The sequence below is a fragment of the Cohnella terricola genome, from assembly GCF_007786475.1.
Classification (GTDB): Bacteria; Bacillota; Bacilli; order Paenibacillales; family Paenibacillaceae; genus Cohnella; species Cohnella terricola.
The window spans coordinates 244,369-268,979 of record NZ_VNJJ01000001.1; the positions used below are offsets into that span (position 1 = coordinate 244,369).

General features: G+C 50.8%; 25 protein-coding genes and 1 pseudogene. 25 read left to right on the forward strand and 1 reads right to left on the reverse strand.

What is annotated here, in order from left to right:
- The first annotated feature begins 3 nt into the window (after positions 1-3).
- The 5 genes from FPZ45_RS01155 to FPZ45_RS01175 all read left to right on the forward strand — a co-directional run bounded on the left by FPZ45_RS01155 (position 4) and on the right by FPZ45_RS01175 (position 5,687).
- A complete protein-coding gene (locus FPZ45_RS01155) occupies positions 4-1,671 on the forward strand; it encodes an ABC transporter substrate-binding protein (RefSeq protein ID WP_144697543.1) in 1,668 nt (555 codons plus the stop codon).
- Between the two features lie 128 nt (positions 1,672-1,799).
- Positions 1,800-2,774 (forward strand): ABC transporter ATP-binding protein, encoded by a 975-nt coding sequence (locus FPZ45_RS01160; protein ID WP_144697545.1) that lies wholly within the window; start codon positions 1,800-1,802, stop codon positions 2,772-2,774.
- 13 nt (positions 2,775-2,787) lie between these two features.
- The gene (locus tag FPZ45_RS01165; RefSeq protein ID WP_144697547.1) at positions 2,788-3,777 is read left to right on the forward strand and encodes an ABC transporter ATP-binding protein; all 990 of its coding nucleotides are present in this window, start codon (positions 2,788-2,790) and stop codon (positions 3,775-3,777) included.
- Positions 3,771-4,775 (forward strand): ABC transporter permease, encoded by a 1,005-nt coding sequence (locus FPZ45_RS01170; RefSeq protein ID WP_186438176.1) that lies wholly within the window; start codon positions 3,771-3,773, stop codon positions 4,773-4,775. The genes FPZ45_RS01165 and FPZ45_RS01170 overlap by 7 nt, the downstream gene beginning before the upstream one ends.
- A 15-nt stretch (positions 4,776-4,790) precedes the next feature.
- A complete protein-coding gene (locus FPZ45_RS01175) occupies positions 4,791-5,687 on the forward strand; it encodes an ABC transporter permease (protein WP_144697551.1) in 897 nt (298 codons plus the stop codon).
- Between the two features lie 35 nt (positions 5,688-5,722).
- Here FPZ45_RS01175 and FPZ45_RS25975 read toward each other — a convergent pair.
- Positions 5,723-5,791 (reverse strand): annotated as a pseudogene (locus tag FPZ45_RS25975) (IS3 family transposase); the annotation flags it as partial.
- 133 nt (positions 5,792-5,924) lie between these two features.
- On the opposite strand from FPZ45_RS25975, the gene FPZ45_RS01180 reads away from it, so the two are divergent.
- From FPZ45_RS01180 to FPZ45_RS01275, 20 genes are all read left to right on the forward strand, one after another.
- Positions 5,925-7,013, forward strand: coding sequence for a methionine ABC transporter ATP-binding protein (locus FPZ45_RS01180; RefSeq protein ID WP_144697554.1), 1,089 nt, complete (start codon positions 5,925-5,927; stop codon positions 7,011-7,013).
- Positions 6,970-7,656 (forward strand): methionine ABC transporter permease, encoded by a 687-nt coding sequence (locus FPZ45_RS01185; RefSeq protein ID WP_144697557.1) that lies wholly within the window; start codon positions 6,970-6,972, stop codon positions 7,654-7,656. Before FPZ45_RS01180 ends, FPZ45_RS01185 begins: the two co-directional genes overlap by 44 nt.
- Before the next feature lie 25 nt (positions 7,657-7,681).
- The gene (locus FPZ45_RS01190; protein WP_144697560.1) at positions 7,682-8,518 is read left to right on the forward strand and encodes a MetQ/NlpA family ABC transporter substrate-binding protein; all 837 of its coding nucleotides are present in this window, start codon (positions 7,682-7,684) and stop codon (positions 8,516-8,518) included.
- Between the two features lie 23 nt (positions 8,519-8,541).
- A complete protein-coding gene (locus FPZ45_RS01195; protein WP_144697562.1) occupies positions 8,542-9,762 on the forward strand; it encodes a M20 metallopeptidase family protein in 1,221 nt (406 codons plus the stop codon).
- 27 nt (positions 9,763-9,789) lie between these two features.
- Complete coding sequence (locus FPZ45_RS01200; RefSeq protein WP_144697563.1) at positions 9,790-10,251, forward strand: S-ribosylhomocysteine lyase; 462 nt, start codon at positions 9,790-9,792, stop codon at positions 10,249-10,251.
- A 5-nt stretch (positions 10,252-10,256) separates the two neighbouring features.
- Positions 10,257-11,027: an SDR family NAD(P)-dependent oxidoreductase gene (locus tag FPZ45_RS01205; protein ID WP_144697565.1), complete on the forward strand. Its 771-nt coding sequence runs from the start codon at positions 10,257-10,259 to the stop codon at positions 11,025-11,027.
- A gap of 28 nt (positions 11,028-11,055) precedes the next feature.
- The gene (locus FPZ45_RS01210; RefSeq protein WP_144697567.1) at positions 11,056-11,763 is read left to right on the forward strand and encodes a 5'-methylthioadenosine/adenosylhomocysteine nucleosidase; all 708 of its coding nucleotides are present in this window, start codon (positions 11,056-11,058) and stop codon (positions 11,761-11,763) included.
- A gap of 179 nt (positions 11,764-11,942) precedes the next feature.
- A complete protein-coding gene (locus FPZ45_RS01215) occupies positions 11,943-12,821 on the forward strand; it encodes a LysR family transcriptional regulator (RefSeq protein WP_144697569.1) in 879 nt (292 codons plus the stop codon).
- Positions 12,822-13,001: 180 nt separating this feature from the next.
- Positions 13,002-13,469 (forward strand): DinB family protein, encoded by a 468-nt coding sequence (locus FPZ45_RS01220; RefSeq protein WP_144697571.1) that lies wholly within the window; start codon positions 13,002-13,004, stop codon positions 13,467-13,469.
- 81 nt (positions 13,470-13,550) lie between these two features.
- On the forward strand, positions 13,551-14,396 hold the full coding sequence (locus FPZ45_RS01225; RefSeq protein ID WP_144697573.1) for an amidohydrolase family protein: 846 nt from the start codon (positions 13,551-13,553) through the stop codon (positions 14,394-14,396).
- 43 nt (positions 14,397-14,439) lie between these two features.
- Entirely contained in the window at positions 14,440-15,240 is an 801-nt protein-coding gene (locus FPZ45_RS01230; RefSeq protein ID WP_144697575.1) for a transporter substrate-binding domain-containing protein, read from the forward strand.
- 31 nt (positions 15,241-15,271) lie between these two features.
- Positions 15,272-16,048 carry an amino acid ABC transporter permease gene (locus tag FPZ45_RS01235; protein ID WP_144697577.1) on the forward strand — a complete coding sequence of 259 codons (777 nt, stop codon included), beginning with the start codon at positions 15,272-15,274 and terminating at the stop codon, positions 16,046-16,048.
- A 2-nt stretch (positions 16,049-16,050) separates the two neighbouring features.
- Positions 16,051-16,761, forward strand: coding sequence for an amino acid ABC transporter permease (locus FPZ45_RS01240; protein WP_144698326.1), 711 nt, complete (start codon positions 16,051-16,053; stop codon positions 16,759-16,761).
- Positions 16,758-17,510, forward strand: a complete 753-nt coding sequence (locus FPZ45_RS01245) for an amino acid ABC transporter ATP-binding protein (protein WP_144697579.1) — start codon at positions 16,758-16,760, stop codon at positions 17,508-17,510. Before FPZ45_RS01240 ends, FPZ45_RS01245 begins: the two co-directional genes overlap by 4 nt.
- Positions 17,511-17,529: 19 nt before the next feature.
- Complete coding sequence (locus FPZ45_RS01250) at positions 17,530-18,540, forward strand: LLM class flavin-dependent oxidoreductase (RefSeq protein ID WP_144697581.1); 1,011 nt, start codon at positions 17,530-17,532, stop codon at positions 18,538-18,540.
- A gap of 24 nt (positions 18,541-18,564) precedes the next feature.
- Complete coding sequence (locus FPZ45_RS01255; protein ID WP_144697583.1) at positions 18,565-19,725, forward strand: amidohydrolase; 1,161 nt, start codon at positions 18,565-18,567, stop codon at positions 19,723-19,725.
- A 44-nt stretch (positions 19,726-19,769) separates the two neighbouring features.
- Complete coding sequence (gene solA / locus FPZ45_RS01260; RefSeq protein ID WP_281284878.1) at positions 19,770-20,909, forward strand: N-methyl-L-tryptophan oxidase; 1,140 nt, start codon at positions 19,770-19,772, stop codon at positions 20,907-20,909.
- Positions 20,910-20,950: 41 nt separating this feature from the next.
- A complete protein-coding gene (locus tag FPZ45_RS01265) occupies positions 20,951-21,484 on the forward strand; it encodes a GNAT family N-acetyltransferase (RefSeq protein ID WP_144697587.1) in 534 nt (177 codons plus the stop codon).
- 268 nt (positions 21,485-21,752) lie between these two features.
- The gene (locus tag FPZ45_RS01270; RefSeq protein WP_246120270.1) at positions 21,753-22,712 is read left to right on the forward strand and encodes an alpha/beta hydrolase family protein; all 960 of its coding nucleotides are present in this window, start codon (positions 21,753-21,755) and stop codon (positions 22,710-22,712) included.
- Between the two features lie 250 nt (positions 22,713-22,962).
- Positions 22,963-24,609 (forward strand): ABC transporter substrate-binding protein, encoded by a 1,647-nt coding sequence (locus FPZ45_RS01275; RefSeq protein WP_222430753.1) that lies wholly within the window; start codon positions 22,963-22,965, stop codon positions 24,607-24,609.
- Positions 24,610-24,611 lie beyond the last annotated feature (2 nt).

The window sequence follows — 24,611 nt, forward strand, 5'->3', positions numbered from 1 at the left end:
GATATGCGAAAAAAGACAATTGTGCAAACATTCATAGGGCTGTTCGCGTTCGCGATCATCTTGAGCGGCTGCAGCAGCAACACCAATAGCAATTCGAATGGCAGCAAGGGGGCTGAGAGCAGTCCTTCGGCTTCCGTCGACGCCGCTTCTTCGCCGTCGGCTTCTAAAGGCAACAAAATCTTGATCTTCGGCCGGAACTCCGACTCGGTTGGCTTAGACCTCGCGACCACAACGGACGGCGAGTCTTACCGCGTAGCGGTGAACGTTCTCGAGACGTTAGTCGTGTACGATCCGACCACCAAAGGGGTTTCTCCCAAGCTTGCCGAGAGCTGGACCGTCTCCGACGACGGATTGACCTACACGTTTAAGCTGCGTCAGGGAATCAAATTCCAGGATGGTACGGACTTCAATGCGGAAGCAGTCGCATTCAACTTCGAGCGTTGGATGGACAAGAGCAATCCGCTGCACAACAAAGACGGTTTCCCGTATTACGAGAGCATCTTCGGCGGCTATAAGGGAGATGCCCAACATGCCATCGCCGGCATAACCGTCGCTGATCCCTACACGGTGCAGTTCAAGCTGACCAAGCCGATCTCTTCGTTCCTTAGCAATCTGGCCATTCCGAACTTCGGTATTGCTTCCCCCGAAGCATTGAAGGACACGAGCAGAGACTTCAATAAGTCCCCGGTAGGAACGGGACCGTTCCTACTGACCGATTGGAAAGCCAACGATACGATTACGCTGGCGAACAATCCGAACTATTGGCAGCAAGGGCAACCCAAGTTGGACAAGCTCATCTTTAAGGTCATTCCCGATCAGAACGCCCGCTTGACGGCGCTTCAGACGGGAGAGGTCGATATGATAGACGGCGTGAACCCGGAGGACGTTAGAACGATTCTACAGAACGGCGACCTGCAACTGTTCGATACGCCTTCGTTAAATGTCGGCTACCTTGGCTTCAATACGGCCAAAGCGCCGTTCGACAACGTCAAAGTACGCGAAGCCATCGCCGGCATTGTCGATAAGCAAGCTTTAATCGATGCGTTCTGGGCAGGCACGGCAACGCCGGCAGTTAATGCGATTCCTCCGGTATTTATGGGCTACAACGGCGATATCAAAGATCGTACAGTCGACTTGGACAAGTCGAAACAGCTGCTATCCGAAGCAGGATATCCGAACGGCTTCAAAACAACGATTTGGACGACTTCCGCATCTCGGATTTACATGCCGAACGGAGAGAAAGTGGCACAAGCACTGCAGGAGCAATTAAAGAAAATCAACATCGACGCCCAAATTCAAACCTTGGAGTGGGCAACTTACATTGACAAGCTCATCTCCCACGACACCGATCTGTTCCTATCGGGCTGGATTAGCGACACGGCCGATCCGGACAATTTCCTGGCTCCGCTATTCAGCGTGGACAACACTTACAACTTCTCCGGTTATAAGAACGAAGAAGTGAACAAGCTGCTGCAGCAAGGGCAAGTTGAGACCGACAGCGCCAAGCGCGAGCAAGAGTACAGGGATATTCAGGAACTGCTGTTCCAGGACGCTCCGGTCGTGCCGATCGCTCATGCGAAATATTTCGTTGCCGCAGCCAAAGGAGTATCCGGCTTCGTCATCTCGCCAACGGGAGCTAACGAGAGTTTCGCTGACGTGGATATGAATTAACAGAACGATCGCTAGAACCTATATGCTCAAAGGAGCCTCCAAGTCGCCGAAATGCGAAGTTGGAGGCTACCTCATTTTTGGTTTGAGTGAATGAGCAGCCTGACATTTTCAAAGAAAGGGGAGGTCTTATGAATCCTCCTATTCTTGAAGTTTCGCGTCTGAGAATTGATTTTTCTGCCAATCAACGCCCCTTGTCGGTCATAGACGATCTGGATCTGACGATTCGGGAAGGAGAATTGGTCGGAATCGTGGGGGAGTCCGGTTCCGGTAAAAGCATCACTTCTCTTGCGGTGATGGGGCTTGTGCCTAGTCCTCCGGGGAAGATCGAATCCGGCGAAATTCGGTTCAAAGGAGAGGATTTGACGAAGGCTACCCCCAAGCGGATGAGACAACTTCGCGGCAACGAGATGTCGATGATTTTCCAGGAGCCGATGACCTCGCTAAATCCGGTATTCACGATCGGCGACCAGATTGGCGAATCGATCCGCATTCACGCTCGCGTGGGGAAGAAAGAAGCAAAGAGACTTGCCGTTGAGGCACTGAATCGAGTCGGCATTCCACGCGCTGAGGAAGTCATCCGCGAATATCCTCACCAATTATCGGGAGGAATGCGCCAGAGGGTCATGATTGCGATCGCCACAGTGTGTAATCCGAGCTTACTAATTGCAGACGAGCCCACAACAGCGCTTGACGTAACGATTCAAGCTCAAATTCTGGACCTGCTTCGCTCGCTTAATCGAGAAGCAGGCACGGCCATCATGCTCATTACTCATGACTTAGGCGTCGTTGCGGAGCTTTGCGACAAAGTAATTGTCATGTATGCGGGACAAGTCGTTGAAGAAGGAGATGTCCGTTCGATTCTGATGCACCCTAAGCATCCGTACACCGCCGCGCTGCTCGAGTCTGTCCCGGGCCGCGATGCGGATCGGGAGCGGCTAATTTCCATTCCGGGCAGCATGCCTGCTCCCGGAACGGTGACGCAGGGTTGCCGCTTTGCTTCCCGCTGCTCCTATGCGACCGGTAAGTGCAGAGAACGGGTTCCACCGCTGTTCGAAGTAGGCAATGATCATGTCTCGCGCTGCTGGCTAAACGAGGCGAAGTAGGAGGAAGAATGAATTGAGCGAGTGGCTTGAGGTAAATGATCTGAAAACCTATTACCCGGTCAAAAAGGGATTGTTCGGAAGAACGAGCGAGACGATTAAAGCCGTAGACGGAGTTTCGTTCGCCGTAAGAAAAGGAGAAACGTTTGGTCTTGTAGGCGAGAGCGGCTGCGGCAAATCCACGACGGGCCGTTCGATTCTGAGACTTGCAGAGCCAACGGGAGGAACGGTCCTCTTCGAGGGGCAAGACATCATGAAACTCGGCAAGGAGGAGCTGCGCCGCCAGCGCCGCCATATGCAGATGGTCTTTCAAGATCCGCTTTCCTCGCTCAATCCTCGCCATACGGTGGGGAAGCTGCTGGAAGAGCCTCTGATCGTTCATGGTCTCGGCAACTCTTCCGAACGGAAACGAAGCGTGCGGGAGATGCTTGAGATTGTCGGATTACCCGCAGGGTTTGCGAGTCGGTATCCGCATCAATTCAGCGGAGGGCAGCGTCAACGGATCGGCATAGCCAGAGCGCTGATCGTAAGACCGAAGCTGATCGTTGCAGATGAACCGGTATCGGCGCTCGACGTGTCGATTCAATCGCAGGTGATCAACCTGATGCAGGACCTTCAGCGGGATTTCGGATTAACCTATTTATTCATCTCGCATGATCTGGGGGTTGTTCGTCACATTAGCGATAGAGTGGGAGTGATGTATTTGGGGCGGTTGGTCGAGGTAGCCGATAAGCAAGATCTGTTTAGCCGTCCTCTGCATCCCTATACGCAAGCATTGCTATCCGCCATTCCCAACGCCAATCCAGATGCCAAGCGAGAGAGAATCGTGCTGGGCGGCGACTTGCCAAGCGCCGCCCAAGCCCCTTCCGGCTGTGCATTCCATACCCGCTGCCCCTATGCGATGGAGCTTTGCTCGAAGGTTATGCCTCGGATGGTGGAGAGAGAACGCGGGCACGTTGTCGCCTGTCACCTAGATCAAACCGGAAATGAGGCGATTCGTTGCTAGCATATACCTTGCGCCGAGTGGCTATGCTCGTTCCCGTTCTTCTCGGCATGTCTATTATCGTGTTTATGATCATTCATGCGATACCCGGCGATCCGGCTGTCATCATCCTCGGCCAGAAAGCGACTCCTGAGGCTATAGCCGAGCTTCATGCCAGCCTTGGCTTGAACGACCCATGGTATGTTCAATATTTCAGTTATTTGAAGAACATTGCTGGAGGAGATCTTGGAACGTCTATACAGACCAAGACGGCAATCTCGAAAGAGATTGGCCCCTATCTGGCGGCAACCTTCGAGCTGACCGTATTCAGCATGTTGTTTGCCATCTTTATCGGGGTTAATGCGGGCATCCTATCCGCCTGGCGTCGAAACTCCTGGTTCGATTACACCGCCATGCTGATCGCTCTGATCGGCGTGTCCATGCCCGTGTTCTGGCTGGGTCTGATGGAGCAATGGTTGTTCGCCCAGCACCTTAACTGGCTTCCGTCTATCGGCAGGGTGAATGCCCGCGATCCGGTGGAATCGATTAGCGGCTTCTACGTGTTGGATACGATTCTGGCGCGTCGGTTCGATCAGCTTGAAGACGTCTTTAAGCACCTTGTGCTGCCGGGAATCGCCATGGGGACTGTTCCGATGGCGATCATAGCTCGGATTACCAGAGCCGGGATGTCGGAGGCTATGGCCTCCGAATATATAAGAACGGCGCGCTCCAAAGGCGTGCATGAATTTATGGTGGTATACAAGCATGCATTGAAGAATGCTTTTATCCCGATCCTTACCGTAATTGGACTGCAAACAGGAATGCTTCTGGGCGGAGCCGTGCTCACGGAGACGATCTTTGGTTGGCCGGGCATTGGACGTTATCTCTATTCGGCCATCAGCGCCCGCGATTATCCTGTCATTCAGTCCGGCATTCTAGTCATCGCCGTCATCTTTGTATGCATCAATCTTGTAGTAGATCTTCTATATGCTTACTTCGATCCGCGGATCAAGCACCGATAAGGAGAATAAAGGCCGATGATGGAGAAAAAGAAGAGTTCCTATGAAATTCAAGCTGCGGAGGAGGGAACAATCTTGCCTTTGCATTCGTTATGGCGAGGGCTGAGAGCCAACAAGCTGGCGATGGCAGGGTTGACCGTGCTTGTCTTTTTTATCGCAATTGCGATCTTCGCTCCTCTTATTACTCCTTACGCATACGATCAAGGGGATCTTCTAAACACGAACCGACCTCCGTCCTATAAGCATTGGTTCGGAACGGATTACGGCGGAAGGGATATCTATACCCGTATTGTATATGGAGCGCGTCTCTCACTCTGGGTCGGACTTGCGTCCGTTCTCATTTCTGTTAGTGTCGGCTCGGTGATGGGGCTGTTGGCCGGCTATTACGGCAGATGGATCGATATGCTCAATTCTCGATTGTTCGACATCCTGCTAGCTTTTCCAAGCATCTTGCTAGCAATTGCTATCGTGGCAATGCTGGGACCGTCCTTGCAGAACGCGCTGCTATCGATCGCCATTGTTAATGTGCCGACGTTCGGCCGTTTGATCCGCTCCAAGGTGGTGAGCCTCAAAGAAGAGGATTTCATTCTGGCGGCTAAGTCCATCGGGATGAAGGATCGGCGGATATTATTCCTGCATATTTTGCCTAACTGCTTGACCCCGATCATCGTTACCGGCACGATGGCTATTGGAACGGCGATTCTGGAGGCGGCTGCGCTGGGATTTCTCGGAATGGGTGCGCAGCCGCCGCAGCCTGAATGGGGCAAGATGCTCGCGGACTCCAAAGACTATCTCTTGAAGGCGCCATGGACGGTGCTGTTTCCAGGCTTGTCCATCATGCTTGCCGTTATCGGGTTCAACTTGGTTGGCGACGGGCTGAGAGATATTAGCGATCCGAGAATGAAGAGAGGATAGATTGTCTCAAAAATGATACGAAGCTTAGCGGCCTTTGTCCTGTATTCCATGGGACTGAGGCCGTTTATTTTTGCCTGCAATCTTTCGTAATTGAAAAAATGAATTTAATCGACAAACTAGCATTGACAGTTCCTATGAACGTCGTTACAATAAAATCTATTATTTCTATCAAAAAACTAGGAATTAAAAATGACGAGTTTTTCCAAGCGTAGAGGCGCAGGTTTGGAGGATCGGTGTATGTCAGAAGAAGCGAGCTTCATCCAATTGAAGCAGGTGACGAAAAGTTTCCATAAAGACTCGCGTGCTATCGAAGTGTTGAAGGACGTAAACCTTGAGGTGGACCAGGGCGATATCTTCGGCATTATCGGTTACAGCGGTGCCGGCAAATCAACCTTGATTCGCTGTATTAACGGGATCGAAAGCTTGACGAGCGGCGAAGTGATTCTGGATAAGCAGGTCGTCAGCAACCTGAGGGGCGAAGAACTGCGACGATTCCGCAGGCAGGTCGGCATGATTTTTCAACAATTCAACCTGATGCCTTCCCGTACCGTTTTCGGCAATATCGCGTTGGCGCTCCGAAAAAGCGGATTAAGCAAACCGCAAAAAGAACAACGTATCATGGAATTGCTTAAGCTGGTGGATATTGAGGACAAACGCGACGCCTATCCGTCGCAATTGAGCGGCGGACAAAAGCAGCGCGTTGCGATTGCGCGGGCTCTGGCCAATCATCCAAAGGTATTGCTTTGCGACGAAGCGACCAGCGCGCTTGATCCGCAGACGACCAAATCCATCCTGCGATTTTTGAAAGATCTGAACCAGAAGCTAGGCATTACGATTGTTATGATCACCCATGAGATGGGGGTCGTGAAGGAAATTTGCAACAAAGTGGCGATCATTGACCAAGGAGTCATCCTGGAGCAAGGGGATGTGTTCACGGTTTTCTCCAATCCAAGAGAGCCGTTAACGAGAACATTTCTGGAAACTACGTCCAATCTCAGCAAAGTAAACGAGTTGATTCGCATAAATGCACCGTTGGTGCAGCTGAACGAGGGCCAGATTATCGTGAAGTTGACCTATACCAAAACAACGGTCTCGGAGGCGCTGATCTCTGAGATTTCCAGAAGATTCTATGTGGATGTTAATATCATTGCCAGCGATATTGAGATTGTGAATGATATGCTGCTCGGCGGGCTTGTTGCGATTCTGAGCGGGGAACCCGCCAGCATTGAGCAAACGCTCGGTTATCTGCAAGAGAAAAACGTTTCGGCGGAGGTGATCAAGGATGCTCGATCAAGTCATCAAGAAATTTCTGCCGAATGTGTCTAAGGTGTCTGATGTTTTTTACGAATCGATTCTTGAAACTTTGAAAATGTTCGCGATCGCAGGTTCCATTTCGTTTCTGCTCGGTTTGTTTTTCGGTATCGTTTTGCTGGTTTGCAAACCCGGCGGCATTCTGGAAAACAAATGGATCTACAACTTATTGGATAAGATCATCAATGTACTGCGCTCCATTCCTTTTATCATTATGATCGCCGCGCTTATTCCGTTAACCCGCCTGGTGGTGGGTACGGCAATCGGCACGACAGGCGCCATTTTCCCGCTTGTCGTCGGCATCACGCCCTTCTTCTCCCGCCAGATCGAATCCGCGCTCAGCGGCGTCGATCCGGGCTTAGTGGAATCGGGAAAGGCGATGGGCATGAGCGCGTTTGGATTAATCATTCATGTTTATTTGAAAGAAAGCATTCCGGCCATCGTGCGAGCTACTACCATTACCAGCGTGAACTTGATCGGCTTGTCCGCTATTGTCGGAGTAGTAGGCGGCGGAGGCATTGGTAACTTCGCGATCATGTACGGTTATCAGCGCAGTCAGGTTGATGCCACCTATGTTTCGGTCATCGCCTTGCTCATCATCGTGAGCATGATCGAACTGCTGGGGAAACGTGTTCTACGAAATACCAAATATTATTAAATCAATTCGAGGGAGAGAAACAATCATGAAAATCAGACTATGGGTTAGCGCATTTTTGGTACTTGCTATATTCTTGGCAGGCTGCTCCAACAAAAAGGACGGAGATGCTACCGTTGTCAAGATTGGGGTTGTAGGCGAGCCGCAAAAAGTCATTTGGGATGCCGTGAAGAAAAACCTGGCTGCAGACGGCGATAAAATCGAGCTGTCGTTCATCTCCTTTACGGACGGCATTATTGCCAATCAGGCATTGAAGGATAAAGAGCTGGATTTCACCCTGTTCCAGCACTATGCTTTCCTCAATCAAGAAATCGCGGACAAAGGTTATGACTTCGCGGTCATTGGCGAAGCTTTGGTAGCGCCGCTTAGCGTGTATTCCAAAAAAATTACGGATATCAACCAAATTAAAGATGGCGATAGCATTGCCATTCCAAACAATACGACCAATGCAGGACGTGCGCTTAAAGTACTGGAGCGAGCCGGCTTGATCGAGGTCGACGCTAGCAAAGGCTACTTGCCAACCGTGCAAGATATTACTGCCAACAAGCACAATCTGAAAATTAAAGAAGTCGATCCTGCGCTTATTCCGTCCTTGCTGCCCGATCTTGCCGCCGGCATTACCAACGCCGGGATTGCAATCGATAACGGACTGAGCCCGATTACGGATGCGATCTTTTCAATTCCGGTCGATCCCAATGACGACAATATCAAGCCGTATATCAACATCTTTGTAGCAAGAGCGGCGGATAAAGACAATGAGACTTATTCGAAGATCGTAAAAGCATACCGTCAGGACAATGTTGCCAAGGCGATGCTCGACGAATATAAGGGGGCCTTGGTTCCTGCCTGGAATTATACAAAATAAGCCATTGGCAGGAGGGATGGCCCATGAGCGCGCGGCCTATTGCAGACGAAATCAAGAAACATGCCGACTTGCTGCTCCAATGGCGGCGTTATCTGCACCAGCATCCGGAATTATCTTTCAAAGAATTTGATACCGCCCGGTACATTGTGGAGCAGATCGAAGCGATGAACCTGCCTGTGACGATTACCCGGCCTACGCCGACAAGCATTGTTGTCCACCTCGTCGGCGCAAGCGACGGGCCGACCATCTTGCTGCGGGCCGATATCGATGCCCTCCCGATTCAGGAGGACACTGACCTGGCTTTCAAATCGGCCAAGGATGGCATTATGCATGCATGCGGACACGATGCGCATACCGCGATTTTGCTAGGGGTGTTGAACATTGTCGGGCAAAATGCCGAGCAGCTTAAAGGTACGATCCGTTTCGTTTTCCAGGCTGCAGAGGAGGTCGGCGGAGGCGCTCGCGAGTTGATTCGTACAGGACTGCTCGAAGGTGTCGATCAAGCCTACGCCATCCATGTCTCGCCTTCCATTCCTACAGGCCAATATGGAGTAGGTTATGGATCGCTCATGGCCGCCGGAGAAGCGTTTGACGTGGAAATATGGGGCAGCGGCGGCCATGCGGCCAAGCCGGAGGAAGCGAACGACCCGATCAATGTGGCTATTCAGGCGATTACGGCAGCGAAACAGTTGCTGGAACGCAAGACGGATCCGCTCAATCCCAAACTCATGTCCGTTACTTACTTCAACGCTGGTAAAAACAATAACGTCATCTCCGATCGGGCCAACTTCGGCGGAACTTTGCGAACACTGGATGTCGATCTATTGCAGGAGGTCAAGTCGCACCTGGTTCAAACGTTAAAGCACGTGACTGCTTTGTACGGAGCGGACTTTCGAATCCGGTTTGAAACCGATGGCTTGCCGCCGGGGGAGCCGCCGTCCCTGGCGTTGTTCAATCATGACGAGACGACTCGTATTGCGGCATCCGCCATCGCGAAAAATCTTGGCAAAGAACGCATCACGACTGTCAAGCCGTCGTTGACCGGCGAAGATTTTGCTTTTATTTCTGCGATCGTACCTTCGACGATGGTGTTTGTAGGTGTCAGAAACGAAGCGCTGGACGCCGTATATCCGCTTCATCATCCGAAATTCCGAATCGATGAAGCCGCACTGGAATACGGTGTCGCTTATTTCCTCAGTCTCCTAGAAGAACTGACCGTTTTGGAACGGCATGCAGAGGTCTAATAAACTAACAGAAAAGAGATGTTCATTATGGCAGAAATCGAAAGCTTTCAATTAGATCACAACATCGTCAAAGCTCCTTATGTCCGCGTAGCGGGATTGGAGCATGACGAGAAGGGAAGCACCGTACAGAAATACGATTTGCGCTTCCTGCAGCCGAATAAGGATGCGTTGCCGACAGCAGCGGTTCATACGCTGGAACATTTGCTCGCTACTTATTTGCGAGATGAAATCAATGGCGTAATCGACATTTCCCCAATGGGTTGCAGAACGGGATTTTACTTGATTTTATGGAACGAGCATCCGCCGGAAGAAATCGCCTCCGCGCTTGAAAGAACGTTGAAACGCATCCTAGAAACCACCGAGGTTCCCGCGGTCACTGCCTTGCAATGCGGCAATTATAAAGACCATTCGCTGTTCTCCGCGCAGGAATATGCCCGAATCGTGCTGGAAGCCGGTATTAGCCGCGACGCCTTCGAGCGCGTACTGTAATCGCAATGATTGCGATTGATTTGTCAAACCGGTTGGCTGTCGTAACCGGCGGACGCTCGGGAATCGGCAAGGGCGTCGTCGAGCAGCTTCTGAAAGCAGGGGCTACGGTGATTTCGGCAGATATTACGATTGAGCAGGAATACGAGCCAGCCGGGGCACGGTTGATCGAAACGAGACTCGACTTGTCCCGATCGGCCGATGTGGAACGCTGGGTATCGGTTGTGACTGCCGAAGCAGGCGTCCCTGACATCGTGGTCAACTGCGCCGGAACCTCTACGATGGATTATGTCATCGATAGCTCGCTTGCGGATTGGGAAAAAGTTTTTTCGATCAATACGACTGGGCTGTATTTAACTTCCAAACTATTCGCGAAAGCGATGGTCGAAGCCCAAAAGCCGGGCCGAATCATCCAGATTGCTTCTCAAGCCGGGAAAAACGGCTATCGGGCGATGGGCGCATATTGCGCCTCCAAGCATGCCGTTCTCGGGTTAACCAAAGTCATGGCCATCGAACTGGCCAAACATGGCATTCTGGTTAATGCGGTTTGTCCCGGCATCGTCGAAACGCCGATGAAGCATCGGGAACGCATTGAAGGCGGCGCCATCCGCGGCATGACGGCCCAGGAGATTTATGAAGAGGATTGTTCGCAAGTCCCGCTTGGCCGTACGGCGCAAGTGGAGGATGTCGCGGGTGTTGTTCTATTCCTGACGAGCCAGCTGGCTTCATATATGACCGGCCAAGCGATCAACGTGACGGGTGGCATGACGATGCACTAGATCATTACGCAAGGAGTTATAAACCAACATGAAGATAGCCTTTATTGCTGCGATGGCGCAAGAGATCGGTCCGCTGCGAGCCAAGGCGAGCCTGCTGAATAAGGTGCGGATTGGCAAAACGACCATTGAAGAAGCCGTATTGGACGAGCAACCATTGCTGTTGGTTGAAAGCGGGATCGGCAAGGTAAACGCCGCGGTCGCCACCACGATTCTGATTGAAAGACACCGGCCCGAGCTGATCATTAATATCGGATCGGCCGGAGCTTTCGATCGGAAGCTGAACGTAGGCGACGTTGTTGTCGCTACCGAATTTAAATACGGCGACGTAGATGCGACCAACTTCGGTTATGCCAAAGGACAGGTTCCCCAAATGCCGGCAGCCTATCCGTTGGCAGCCCGGTGGGTAGACTTCGTGCTTCACACGATTGCGAATCATAAGTTCTCCTACGCGGTCGATCATGGCTTGGTGCTGACGCTCGATTCCTTTATGAGCAGCCAGCGGCGAGTCGAGCAGACGCTGCATGATTTTCCGACCGTCAAGGTGTCCGATATGGAAGGGTTGGCTATCGTTCAGGCTGCCGATCAGTATGGCATTCCCGTTATCGGCATCAAAGCGGTGTCGGACCATGCAGGTGAAGAGGAAGGCTCTACCGCCAGCTTTACGGAAAATCTCCATTATGCGGCGGATACATCTTCGCATTTTGCAGAGCTTTTATTGCGCCAGTTGGCCTCATAAGCAGTTAATATGACAGGTTTCTGTTCGGCTTTTTCCCGGCCGAGCAGAATCCTTTTCATTATTCAAAGACTTTATCATCGAATGCCGATTACCCATCAGGAGCGTAAAAAGCCCTGTTCGGATAATCGGTACTTATTGTAATTATACTCAAATCTAGTATATACAGCGGGGGTTCTTCATTGAATATCGATAACATAGAAGCATTCGTTTATATCAATCATTATGGCAGCTTTAATAAAGCGGCAGATGTGCTTTTTCTCTCCCAGCCCACCGTCACGGTTCGTATACAATCGCTTGAACGGGAGTTAAACTGCCAGCTGTTCGAACGAGTCGGCAAACAAATTACGCTGACGGATCGGGGTCGGCAATTTTTGCCGTATGCGCAGCAAATTCTCGAGACTTATCAAAAGGGAAGACAGCGCATCTTATCCCAAAGCGCGATGCCCGAGGAATTACGCATTGGCAGTACGGTCTCCGTCTCCAACTATTTAATGGCCCCTATACTGGTACATTTGACCAAACGATTTCCCCATATCACGTTTAATCTGACGACAGGACCGACCCAAGTTTTGGTTGATAAGCTAAAGGTCAAGGAGATTGACCTGGCTTTCGTTCGCAAAATGGTTAATCCGGCTGTTAATGCCTATTGCTTTCTCGATGATCCCATCAATCTGTATGTGTATGCTGACCATCCCCTGGCTAAAGCAGGCCGGTCTTCCATTCGTAGCATCAGTAATGAAACATTGGTCTTCTTTGAGTGCGGCTCACTGGATTGGGAGCGAATTCATCGCGTATTTGACAGTATGGAGCACCCCCCGAAAATCAAATTCGCCGTCGATAATTCTGAAACTGCCAAGAAGCTGATTTTGAGCAAGGCGGGAATTGCCTTCTTACCGGCTACATGCGCCGAGAAAGAGGTTAAAGAAGGTAAACTTGTGCGAGTTGAAATTGCGGAAACTGCAGACGTCTCCCTGCAAACGTATATTATCTCGACAGATAGCAGTCATTCGAATGTCATTGAAGCGCTGCTGGAGCTAAAGACGGATTGGTATGAGTAATAAAACATGTTAATAAAAGAATAATAAAATGCAATTAGACGCATGGACCGGCAAAGTGGTAGATTTAAGTGTACCCAAAATACCCATTAAATTGATGGGGATTATGCACTATCGTAATCTGCAAGCAGCTATGTTTGGCATGTGGCTTTAACATCATCAAACGATTAAGGGGAATTAAACATGAGCAACGAGAATATTCAAGCCTTTCGGGAGACGCACGAAAAGCTGGTACATGCTATTCAAGGTTTGAGCGAAGAGGAATTGGTATGGAAGCAGGCGCCGGAGAAATGGAGCGTTACAGAGGTGCTAAGCCATCTGGCTGATCATAGCATTGTAATCTCCTTTAGAATTCGTGATATTTTAGCGGATACCACATCTTCATTGCCGGCGTTCGGTCAGGATGCTTGGGTAAAAGGCCAGCATGCCAATCTAGGAAACGCTGCAGATATTCTAGCTTTCTTTCATGCTATTCTGCAGTATAACGCGCTCCTGCTTGATCGGCTGACGGAAGAGGAGTGGGGAAAATCCGCGCTTAATTTCAAAGGCGATCAGGTCAGAATCTTGGATATCGTTCGCGGCTTTGCGGCCCATGTAGAGAATCATCTGGGACAGATCAGCCGTATTCGGCACGCCCAAGTTGCTAGTTAAATAAGGGTGACGGTTCAAGGAATTGCAGTAATCCTATTAGCTGGACAAGTCTAGGAGAATAACAGTGGAGGGATAACCATTATGATAATCGATTTTCGAATGAAAGCGCCGATTCCAAAGTGGGAAAAGCTGTTTGCGGACGGTAAGGATGTTGTCAGAGATAACAACAAACTAAGAAACGTTGTCTCGGTACCGTCAAATACGCTTGACGAGGTCATTGGAGAACTAGATTTCCACGGCATAGATTACGCGGTCATTATGGGACGCGGCAACGAGCCGGGATCATCGAACGAGGAGCTTGCGGATTTTCTGAGAAGCCCTCGGTCCAAACGCTTCATTGGTTTTATCGGCGTGGATACTGTCGACGTCGACGAAGCGGTAAGAACGATCGAAACCTACGCCGCTACTGGATTGTTCCGCGGGGTGGCTATCAACGCGTCCGTGCTGCTGCCTCATTTACCGGTAGGCGATCCTGCATGGGACCCTATTTTCAAAGCCTGCGTGAAGCATAAGTTGCCGCTTGCGCTCACCTTGAGTATTTATCTAGGTGTGACCGGACCGAGGCAGAATTACGACTTCGCTAGACCGAGTCAGCTGGTTAGAGCCGCTCAAGCGTTCCCGGAATTAAACTTTATTATTAACCACGGAGCTTGGCCATTTATCGATGAAGCGATCGGAACCGTTTCGTACCTTCGCAACATTTACATCCTGCCTGATCTGTTCGTTCGATTCCCGGGCGGAGATAAATATTTGGAAGCTGCTAATTTTCATTTGTCGGAGCAAGTTCTGTATGGAAGCAATTATCCCAATGTTCCGTATGAATTCACGCTGGAGAAAGTCAGGAGCTGGCAGTGGGATGAAGGCGTGCAACAGAAGTTTTTTTATGAAAATGCCGCTAAGCTGCTAGGACTGCCTGTTGAGGAGTAATGATCCGCAATTAAATACAACCAAGAATTATGGAGGAATAGAAATGAAAAACAGAATGTTCGTATTCATTGTACTTGCACTAGTACTTGTCATCTCCGGTTGCGGTACCAAGAAAAATGAGGGTGGCGTCCAAAAAATTATCGTCGGCGCGACAAACCAGTTCCCCCAAGTGAGCTTCCTGGACAAGGATGGCAAATTAACCGGTTATGACATCGAGCTCGTTCGCGAGATTGATAAGCGTCTTCCGAATTATGAATTCGAATTTAAAATTCTCGATGCGTTGCCAAGCATGCTTCTCAGTCTGGACACGAATAAGATTGACATGATCGCTCACGAAATCGCAAAAAACCCAGAGCGCGATGAAAAGTATTTGTTCAATAAAGTGCCGTACGCCTATTGGAAAAACATGATCACGGTCGCGAAGGACAACAACGACCCGATTGAGACGCTGGATGACGTCAAGGGCAAAAAATTTCTGACGCACGCCTCCAGCTCTGCGGAGCAAGTCCTGAAAAATTATAATAAGGATCACGACAACGCGATCGAGCTCGTATACGCCAGCGGTGATGTATTCGACATCGCCGAACAAATTTCTACAGGTCGCGTGTATGCCTCACTGCAATCCGACTTCGTGCTCCCGGTAATCGACCCGCAAGGCAAGCTGAAGACGGTCGGCAAACCGCTGAGCCAATCGGAAATTTTGTTCCTATTCCGTAAGAACGATTCCGAAGGGCAGACGTTAGCCGACGCGATCGACAAAGTGCTACAAGAGATGAAAGAGGACGGCACGCTGAGCGCCCTGAGCAAGCAATGGCTCGGTCAAGATTTCACAACGGCGGATTAACATTTTCGCGCTCTTGAAAGGGTGACTCACCATAGAAGTACCTTTCGACATTTCGTATGTATTCGAATACGCAGTTAAACTGCTTCCCTATATCCGAATTTCATTGTTAATCGTTGCAGGTTCCTTGATCGTAGGTTTGGGCGTCGGGTTTCTCGCCGCCCTGCCTCGGCTTTATCGCATCCCTGTCTTGCAGAGCTTGTCTAAACTATACGCCTCTTTTTTTCGCGGAACGCCAATCTTGATCCAGTTATTTTTGTTTTATTACGGATTGCCTGAAGTGTTGAAGCTGCAAGGCATCGATCTTTCAAGGGTGCCAGTGCTCGTTTTTGTCATTGCGACATACGGGCTAAACGTCGGAGCGTATATTTCGGAGGGGATCCGGTCGGCGGTTACCTCCGTTGATCGCGGACAAATCGAAGCGGCATATGCAGTCGGAATGAACGGCTTGCAGGCGTTTAGGCGAATCGTGCTCCCTCAGGCGCTCGCGATTGCAATTCCGATCTTTGCGAACGTAACGATCGGGACGCTGAAGGACACTTCGCTTGCTTTTACACTCGGCGTTATGGAGCTGACGTCGAAGGCGCGATCGCTTGGGTTGCTGGCGCAGCACTTTATGGAGGCGTACATCGGTCTTGCAATTATCTATCTCATGATTAGCCTGCTGCTTGAACGGGCGTTTCAGTTCATCGAGCGTCGCATGCTTCGGCACGAGCAGCCGATATCGTCCTCGAAGCAAGCCAGATCCTTTAAATTATGGCAAAAACGCCGCCCGGCACCTGATGCCTCACTGAACAAGGGAGGGCAATGAACGTGAAGTTGGACCCTTCATTTATTTGGACCGCGCTCGTGGAACTGTTGAGCGCAGTGCCGACAACGCTTAACGTCACCATGGTGTCGATACTTTTCGGTACGCTCATCGGAACGATCGTCGCCTTAATTCGTATTTATCGCGTGCCGGTTCTGAATCCAATCGCAAGCGCGTATGTGACCGTTATCCGCGGCACCCCAATGTTGACACACCTGCTGCTCATCTATTACGGGCTGCCTATGCTCGTGAACGGGCTGTCCGATTCGTTTGGCTGGTCGTTCCGAGCGGCGTCTATTCCGATGATCGGCTTCGCATATCTTTCCTTTTCGATTACGTCGGGCGCCTATTTGTCTGAAGTTGTCCGCTCCGGCATGCTTGCCGTGAATCGCGGTCAGATCGAAGCGGCTTACGCGGTAGGGATGACGACACCGCAGGCGCTGCGACGTATCGTACTCCCGCAGGCGTTCGCCGTTAGCTTGCCGAATCTGACGAATGCGTTGATCGGCGCGCTGCATGGCTCGACGCTTGTCTTCTCATTAACGGTCGTCGATATTAACGCCAAGGCCCAGATCGTCGCTTCGACCAATTGGAAGTTCTTTGATGCTTACTTGGCTGCTGCCATCTTGTACTGGGGATTAACGGTGCTAATCGAACAATTGTCGGGACTTCTGGAGAAACGAATTAACGTCTATAATCGCGGAGGCGTCGCATGATCAAGCTTCAAAATATAACGAAGTCATTCGGTCGTCTGCAGGTGCTGAAGGGCATCGATCTCGTTGTTGAGAAAGGCGAGGTCGTGGCGATACTCGGCCCGAGCGGCTCCGGCAAAACGACGCTATTGCGCTGTATCAACTATCTAGAGAAGCCGAGTGACGGCGAAATTACAATCGACGATTTTACGGTGAACTGCAAGCGTCCGTCCAAGAAGGACATCCATACGCTGCGCGGGAAGACGGCAATGGTGTTCCAGCAATATAATCTGTTCCGCCATAAAACGGCGCTCGAGAATGTGATGGAAGGTCTTGTCGTCGTCCAGAAGGTGGAGAAGGAGGAGGCGCGTCGCCGGAGCATTGAGTTGTTGGAAAAAGTAGGGCTCGGCAACAAGCTGAACGCTTATCCGAGTCAATTGTCCGGCGGTCAGCAGCAGCGCGTCGGTATTGCGCGGGCGCTCGCGCTGAACCCGGAAGTCATTCTCTTCGACGAGCCGACATCCGCGCTCGATCCAGAGCTGGTCGGCGAGGTGCTTGCCGTTATTCGGAACATTGCGAAGGAAGGCATTACGATGATAATTGTCACCCATGAGATGGGGTTCGCTCATGACGTTGCGAATCACGTCGTATTCATGGACGAAGGTATTATCGTGGAGGAAGGCAAGCCGAACGATATATTTGTCTCGCCGAAGGAAGAGCGTACGAAGCAGTTTTTGAAGCGCATTACGCCGGAAGGCGTGTATTCCATATAGAAATAGGAGCGATTAAGTAATGGCACTTCATTTTGGCATATTGGACCACAGTACCGTATTTCCAGGCCAGACGCCCAAGAAGGCGCTGGAGAACACAATTAAGTTGGCTCAATTGGCTGAAGCGCTCGGCTATGAGCGTTTCTGGGTATCGGAGCATCATGATTCCCCGGATATTGCGGGCTCTTCCCCTGAAGTGTTGATCTCGTATTTACTTGCGCAAACCGAGCGCATTCGGATCGGCTCCGGCGGCGTAATGCTGCAGCATTACAGTCCATATAAAGTGGCTGAGAATTTCAACGTGCTAGCTCACTTAGCGCAGGGGCGTGTAGATCTAGGGATTGGCCGCGCACCGGGAGGTCTTCCGAGATCGACCAAAGCACTGCAAAAGGGGATCGTCCAAGCGGATTCGTTTGACGATAAGCTGGCCGAGCTCGTGCAGTTTGTAAATGGCGCTGCGGACGAGGAGCATCCGCTTGCAGGTCTGCAAGCGAATCCGATACCCGATATCCCGGCGGATATCCATCTGCTGGGCACGAGCATTTCCAGCGCCGAGCTTGCGGCTAAACTGGGGTTGCCGTACGTTTACGCCCTGTTCATCAACAGCGATCCGGAAGCGGCGCTAAACGCATTGGATAAGTATCGGAACAATTTCAATCGGGCGAAAGGCGCAGAGCCAAAAGCCATTCTCGCGCTATCCGTCATCGTTGCGGATACGGAAGAGGAAGCGGCCGAACTCGCAGGAACGTTAAAGAGCATACGCGTCACGCTGGCAAGCGGCAAAACGGTAAATGTCGGTACGCTTGAGAAAGCAGAAGAATTTGCAAGGCAAGCAGGCGAGACCTATGAGACTGAAGAGCGTGAGATTGATATAGTTAAAGGAACGAAAGAAACGGTTCGTAAACGGCTGCTGGAATTGACGGAACGGTATGGTATAGATGAGCTGATTTTCATAACAGCCATACCTCATTTTGAGAAGCGAGTCCGTTCTTTTACGTTGCTCAAGGAAGCGTTCGAAGAGCAGACGGTTTGACGGAATTGGGGAGGAGGTATATCGATGGGCCGATTTGCCACAGCGTCGCTGGAGCAAAAATTGATTGCCTTTAGGCGGCAATTGCATGAAAACCCGGAGCAGTCTCACGAAGAGTTCGAAACGACCGCAGCCATTCGCGGTTGGCTCATCGAAGCGGGTATCCGAATCGTCAGCGAGTATCCGCTTGAGACGGGTGTTATTGCGGAGGTAGGCGGTTTGCAAGACGGACCCATCATTGCCGTGCGGGCAGATATCGATGCCCTTCCTATCCAGGAAGAGACGGGGCTGTCTTTCGCCTCGCGCGTGTCCGGCAAAATGCATGCTTGCGGGCATGATTTTCATACCGCTGCGATACTCGGCGCGGCTCTGCTGCTGAAGAAACGGGAGCAGGAGTTAAAGGGGACAGTGCGGTTTCTGTTCCAGCCGGCTGAAGAGAAGGCGAAAGGGGCCATTCAGGTCATTCGGAGCGGCGTACTTGCTGGCGTCAGCGCTATATTTGGCCTTCATAATAAGCCCGACTTGCCCGTCGGTACGATTGGCATCAAGGCAGGGCCGATCATGGCTTCGGCGGATGGCTTCATCGTCGAGATCGAAGGTCGAGGCAGCCACGCTGCTATTCCAGAAGCCGGAATCGATCCGATCGTGGTTTCGGCGCATGTGATTACGGCGCTTCAGTCGGTCGTGAGCCGCAACGTCGGATCGCTTGACAGTGCTGTTGTTAGCGTGACGCGGCTAAATAGCGGCAATAGCTGGAATGTTATTCCGGATAAGGCGGAGTTCGAAGGTACGCTGCGAACGTTCGACGAACGTGTACGCGCTGTAGTGCGCGATCGTTTCGAGCAGATCGTAGTCGGCGTATCGTCGGCGTTCGGTGCGAAGGCGAAGGTTCACTGGAACGATGGACCACCGCCGGTTATCAACGACAGCGAGTGGGCCGCACGAGCGACATTGGTGGCGTCTTCAGTCGGTTTGGACCCTATTGAGCCTGCACCTTCGGCGGCTGGCGAAGATTTCGCTTTTTACTTGCAGGAGACGCCGGGGCTGTTCGTCTTTTTCGGTACATCTGGACCAGCGGAGTGGCATCATCCCGCGTTTGATGTCGACGAGAAGGCGTTGCCTCTAGCAGCGGATTTTTTTGCGGCATTATCTGTAGATGCGCTAAACCAGCTCAATGCCAGGCCCTAGGGTATGCGAGAGTCTATTTTGATAAGAGAAGGGAAGTCACTGCCATTCGAAACATATACGATGTTATCGTCATCGGCGCCGGCTCGATGGGAATGAGCGCAGGTTATGAGCTGTCGAAGCGCGGTTTGAAAACACTGTTGATCGACGCCTTTGATCCGCCGCACCCGAACGGCAGCCATCACGGAGAGCCGCGGCTCATCCGTCATGTGTATCATGGAGGAGAAGCCTATGTTCGCATGGCTCTGCGGGCGGACGAGCGGTGGTTGGAGCTGGAAGAAGCGACCGGCGAGAAGCTGCTCGAGCGGGCCGGGGTGCTGAGTATAGCTGATCCTGACGTCTACAAGTTCGATATTCGAGTCGACGATGCTCGGAAGCATGGCGTTCGACTGGAATTACTGGATGCGCAAGAAATAGGAAAGCGATGGAAAGGGATCCGGACTCCCGATACATTCCGCGCGTTGTACGAGCCGGATGCCGGTTACTTGTATAGCGAGAAGTGCATCGCTGCCTACAGGCAACAGGCGCTGAACGCCGGAGCGACACTGCTTACGAACTGTTTCGTCACGGAAGTGAAGGCAGACCAGACTTCCGTTACTGTCCGTACGAAAGATGACGTCTTCGTCGCCGGTCAAGTCCTATTGTCGGCCGGCGCATGGTTCAAGACGTTGGAACCGTTCGTTCATCTTCCGATCCGGGCTGTTCGCAAGACGGTCGGCTGGTTTGAGCCGTCAGGCGCCGCGTTCGATGCAGGGATATTTCCCGGCTTCTCGTTAATTACGCGCAACGGCGGCTATTACGGCTTCCCCAGCATCGATGGGGCTGGCGTGAAGATCGGGCGGCACGATACTGGCGTTGAGTGGACGCCAGGCGAGCCTTTCGAGCCTTTTGGCGACTACCCCGAGGATGAGGGCGACATAAGAGCGGCGCTGGAGGCATACATGCCGGATGCTGCGGGGCGTTTGTTGCGAGGAGCGGCATGTAAGTACGAAATGACGTCTGATGACAACTTTATTATCGACTTCCACCCCGCATATCCGAATGTGCTGTTAGCTGGCGGTTTTTCCGGTCACGGCTTTAAATTCGCGAGCGTCGTTGGCGAAATTACGGCCGATCTGATCGAACACCGGAAGTCGTCGCAAGATCTTCGGCTGTTCGCTGTTTCGCGCTTCGCGCCCACAACATAGTGATGAAACGAGTAGAACCTATCGGAAAGCAGGTGGCAGCTATGCCAGAAAGCCGAATTGTCGTCCGATTAGAGACGCCCTCCGATCGCGAATCGGTCAGGCGCGTATTGTTGGGCGCTTACGGACAATATGAAAACACGCTGTCCCGGGAACTTTGGGAGAATTATATAGAGGAAATCGAGGCGGCTGCAGCCGGCAAGGGCGCGGCAACGAAGGCGCGATTCGTCGCCGAGCTCGACGGGGCAATCGTAGGCAGCGTCTTTCTGTTCGAATCGTCGGAGACAGCCTACGGATACGCAGGCATTTCAACGCCGATAATACGCCTGCTCGCCGTGGTCAAAGCTGCGCGCGGCCAAGGCGTCGCGACGGAGCTCATTCGTGCTTGTGCTGAGCTTGCGCACGCGGGCGGTGCGGAGTCGCTTCATCTCCACACGTCAGATCGTAATGAATCTGCCGTTCGTTTGTATGAGCGGCTTGGTTTTGAGCGGGCTTTTGAATGTGACAGGCAATACGGAGATATCCTCGCGAAGAGCTATCGTCTGCAATTGAACGAGACAGAGTTGCTGAGATCATAATGGAAAGAATTAAAACACCTTTTTGTCTGGCAGTGGAAGTTTGACACTCCCACTTTACCAAACAAAACGGTGTTTTTTTATTTGATTGCGAGCTTCTGATCTGTTTTTTCTGGCAGAGCAGGAACCTTGCTAACGGCATGTCGTCGCAATTGGAGACAATTTGTCCACAACTGAACGACGATTTAGTGACATCTGTTTTGTATAGTTAAGGTGCCAGCGGTGATGCGCCGTGAGCTCAGTAATCTATTATCATAAAGGAGCAGTTACCATGAATAAAATGAGGCTTTTGTCGTTCTTCAGACGTTCTCGCCGAAGTGTAGGGCTACGAATGTTAGCCGTTCCCTTTCTCCTTGCTGCATTTGTTTCCTCCACGGGCTGTGCAAGCCAATCCGATGTTGAACCGGATAAACAGGTCATACCTACAACGCCAGTATCAAGTGTCCGGCCAACGGATGCGGTTAAAGAGGAAACACCGCCAACTGATGTACCCAAAGCACCTGAGTTTCCCCCGGTTCAGTATGAATCCGCCTGGCCTGACCGAACAGTTCTCTCTGACAAGGGGTATCCGGTTAACAGTTGCGTGCCCGAAGAACTGCGTTCTCATGCAACAACGTTAAAAACGAGTGACGATATTTATCTTTCGGCGCTTGTATTGGGGAGTGGTTCCGATGGCATATTGCTTGACCATGAGCAAGGCTATAGTATTTGCTCATTTCTAGATATAGGCACAGAACTGGCCGAACAAGGCTATTTGGTCGTGCTTCCCGAATATCGAGCTCATGGGGCTTCGCAGAAAACAGAAAACATGAAATCAATTGACCTTGACGCCGAAGCCGCTCTTAATGAACTTGCGCGTCAAGGAGCAAAACGAGTTTTCCTAGCAGGCGCTTCTTGTGGAGGGACAACGGCAATTATCTCAGGAGTCCGCCAACCATTGCCCATCCAGGGACTTCTAATACTGTCTTCCCCTGCACAATGCGGTCAACTGGATGCCATTCCAAGCATAAAAGAACTGAAAGCTCCTTCTCTGTTTGTCGTATCGCCGGGAGATATGAATGGAGCGGTTGAAAAGCAAGTACGCCAGTTGTATGAAGCATCCGGCTCGGATCAGAAAGAACTCCTCATTGATGAGAGCGGATTTCATGGGACGGATATGTATAAAAGCGGAGAGTATGGCGATAAACTGCGAACCCGAATCGTGAATTTTATTAACGCAGCCTTTCATTGATGACGAAGGACTGCGCAAATAAGAACAGGCAACCTCCGTAATTTTGCGGAGGTTGCCTGTTTTTTGGCCGGGCCTGCAAATCAACAATTGACACAATTAATAGTAATCATTACAATTTACTAATCGTAATAATTACGAATAATAAAGAAGGGGGCGTTCTTGGCATGATTTTATAGGGAAAAGAGAAGAGGCATGAAGTTAACCATTGATTTGTTATTTAAAACTTGAAATGAAACTATAGGAGGTTGTCATGAATATGAAAAGAAAAAAACAAATATGGACTTTACCATACGGTGTATGGGTAGTATGCGCACTTTTATTTTTGGCAGGATGCGGTTCCGATTCTAAGGTACAAGAAAGCCTATCTGCCTCCCAAAACCCGTCAACGATTAAAACAGATTTGGTGCTTGCCGTGGGAAAAATGGATGGGGGACAGTTTGACCCCAAGAAGGGCTGGGGGATGACACAAATTCGTTTGACTCACAGCTCTCTTCTTGCGATCGACTCTGATCTCAACTTTATTGGAGACCTCGCAAAATCCTACAACATAAGCGAGGATGGCCTTACATGGACATTCCCTTTACGGGAAGAAGCCAAATTCTCAAATGGCGAGCAGGTTTCTGCTGAAGATGTAAAGTTCACGTATGAAATGCTCAAGGAAGACGGCATCAAGTTTGATTTATCATTTGTTAAGCAAATAGAAGTGACAGAGGGCAATACAGTTGTGATCAGGCTTAATGAACCGCGTTCTACTTTTGTAAGTCAATTGACGGAAATCGGTATTGTTCCGAAAGCGCACTACGATGATCAATACTCCCAAAATCCGATTGGTTCTGGTCCATATAAGGTTGTTCAGTACGATGATGGGCAACAAGTTATTCTGGAATACAACCCTTATTGGTATGGTAAAGAGCCTCAGTTTAAAAAGTTGACTTTCCTGCTTCTTGCAGAAGACGCCTCGCTTGCAGCGGCCAAGGCAGGGCAAGCGGATATTGTGTATGTTCCGCCGACATTTGCGAATCAAAAAGTGGATGGAATGACGCTTCGTACATATGAGAGTATTGACTCCCGCGGAATCATGATGCCTACCGTGCCTAGCGGGGGCAAAGGCATGACCAACGGAAATGAAGTTAACATCGGGAACGATGTGACTTCCGATCTCGCGATTCGCCAGGCGCTTAATATTGGATTGGATCGTCAGAAGCTTCTGGATGTGGCGCTGGATGGGCATGGCAAAAAAGCATTTTGTCTATGCGATAATATGCCTTGGTTCAACGAGAAAACCATTGTCGAGGACGGCGATATCCAATCTGCCCAAAAAATACTCGCCGAAGGCGGTTGGGTAGATACGAATAAAGACGGTGTTGTGGAAAAAAACGGTCGCAAAGCCGAGTTTGACATGTACTTTAGCTCCAGCGATCAGCTACGCAGCGATCTTGCCCTTGCCGTCGCTGATCAGGCAAAAGAATTCGGCATTAAAATCAATACGATTGGCGCTACCTGGGATGAAATCTATCTCAAAGGCAAGACCGCAGCAGTCGTATGGGGAGGAGGAAGGCATCACCCCCATCAATTGTTCTCGATGAATTCCTCCGAAAGAATGAACAATGGGATCGACAACATGTCAAACTATCGAAATCCTAAAGTAGATGAATATTTGAAAAAAGCGTTAAATGCGACTTCCCAGGAAGAAGCGAATAAATATTGGAAGCTTGCTCAATGGGACGGAACGACGGGCTTCAGCGGAAAAGGAGATGCGCCGATTGTTTGGTTAATGCGAGTGGACCACTTATATCTGGCGAATGAAAAGTTGAATCTTGGAAAGCAACCGGTTCATTCGCATGGACATGAGTGGGCATTATTCGGTAACGTAACCGAATGGTCATGGGACAAATAACC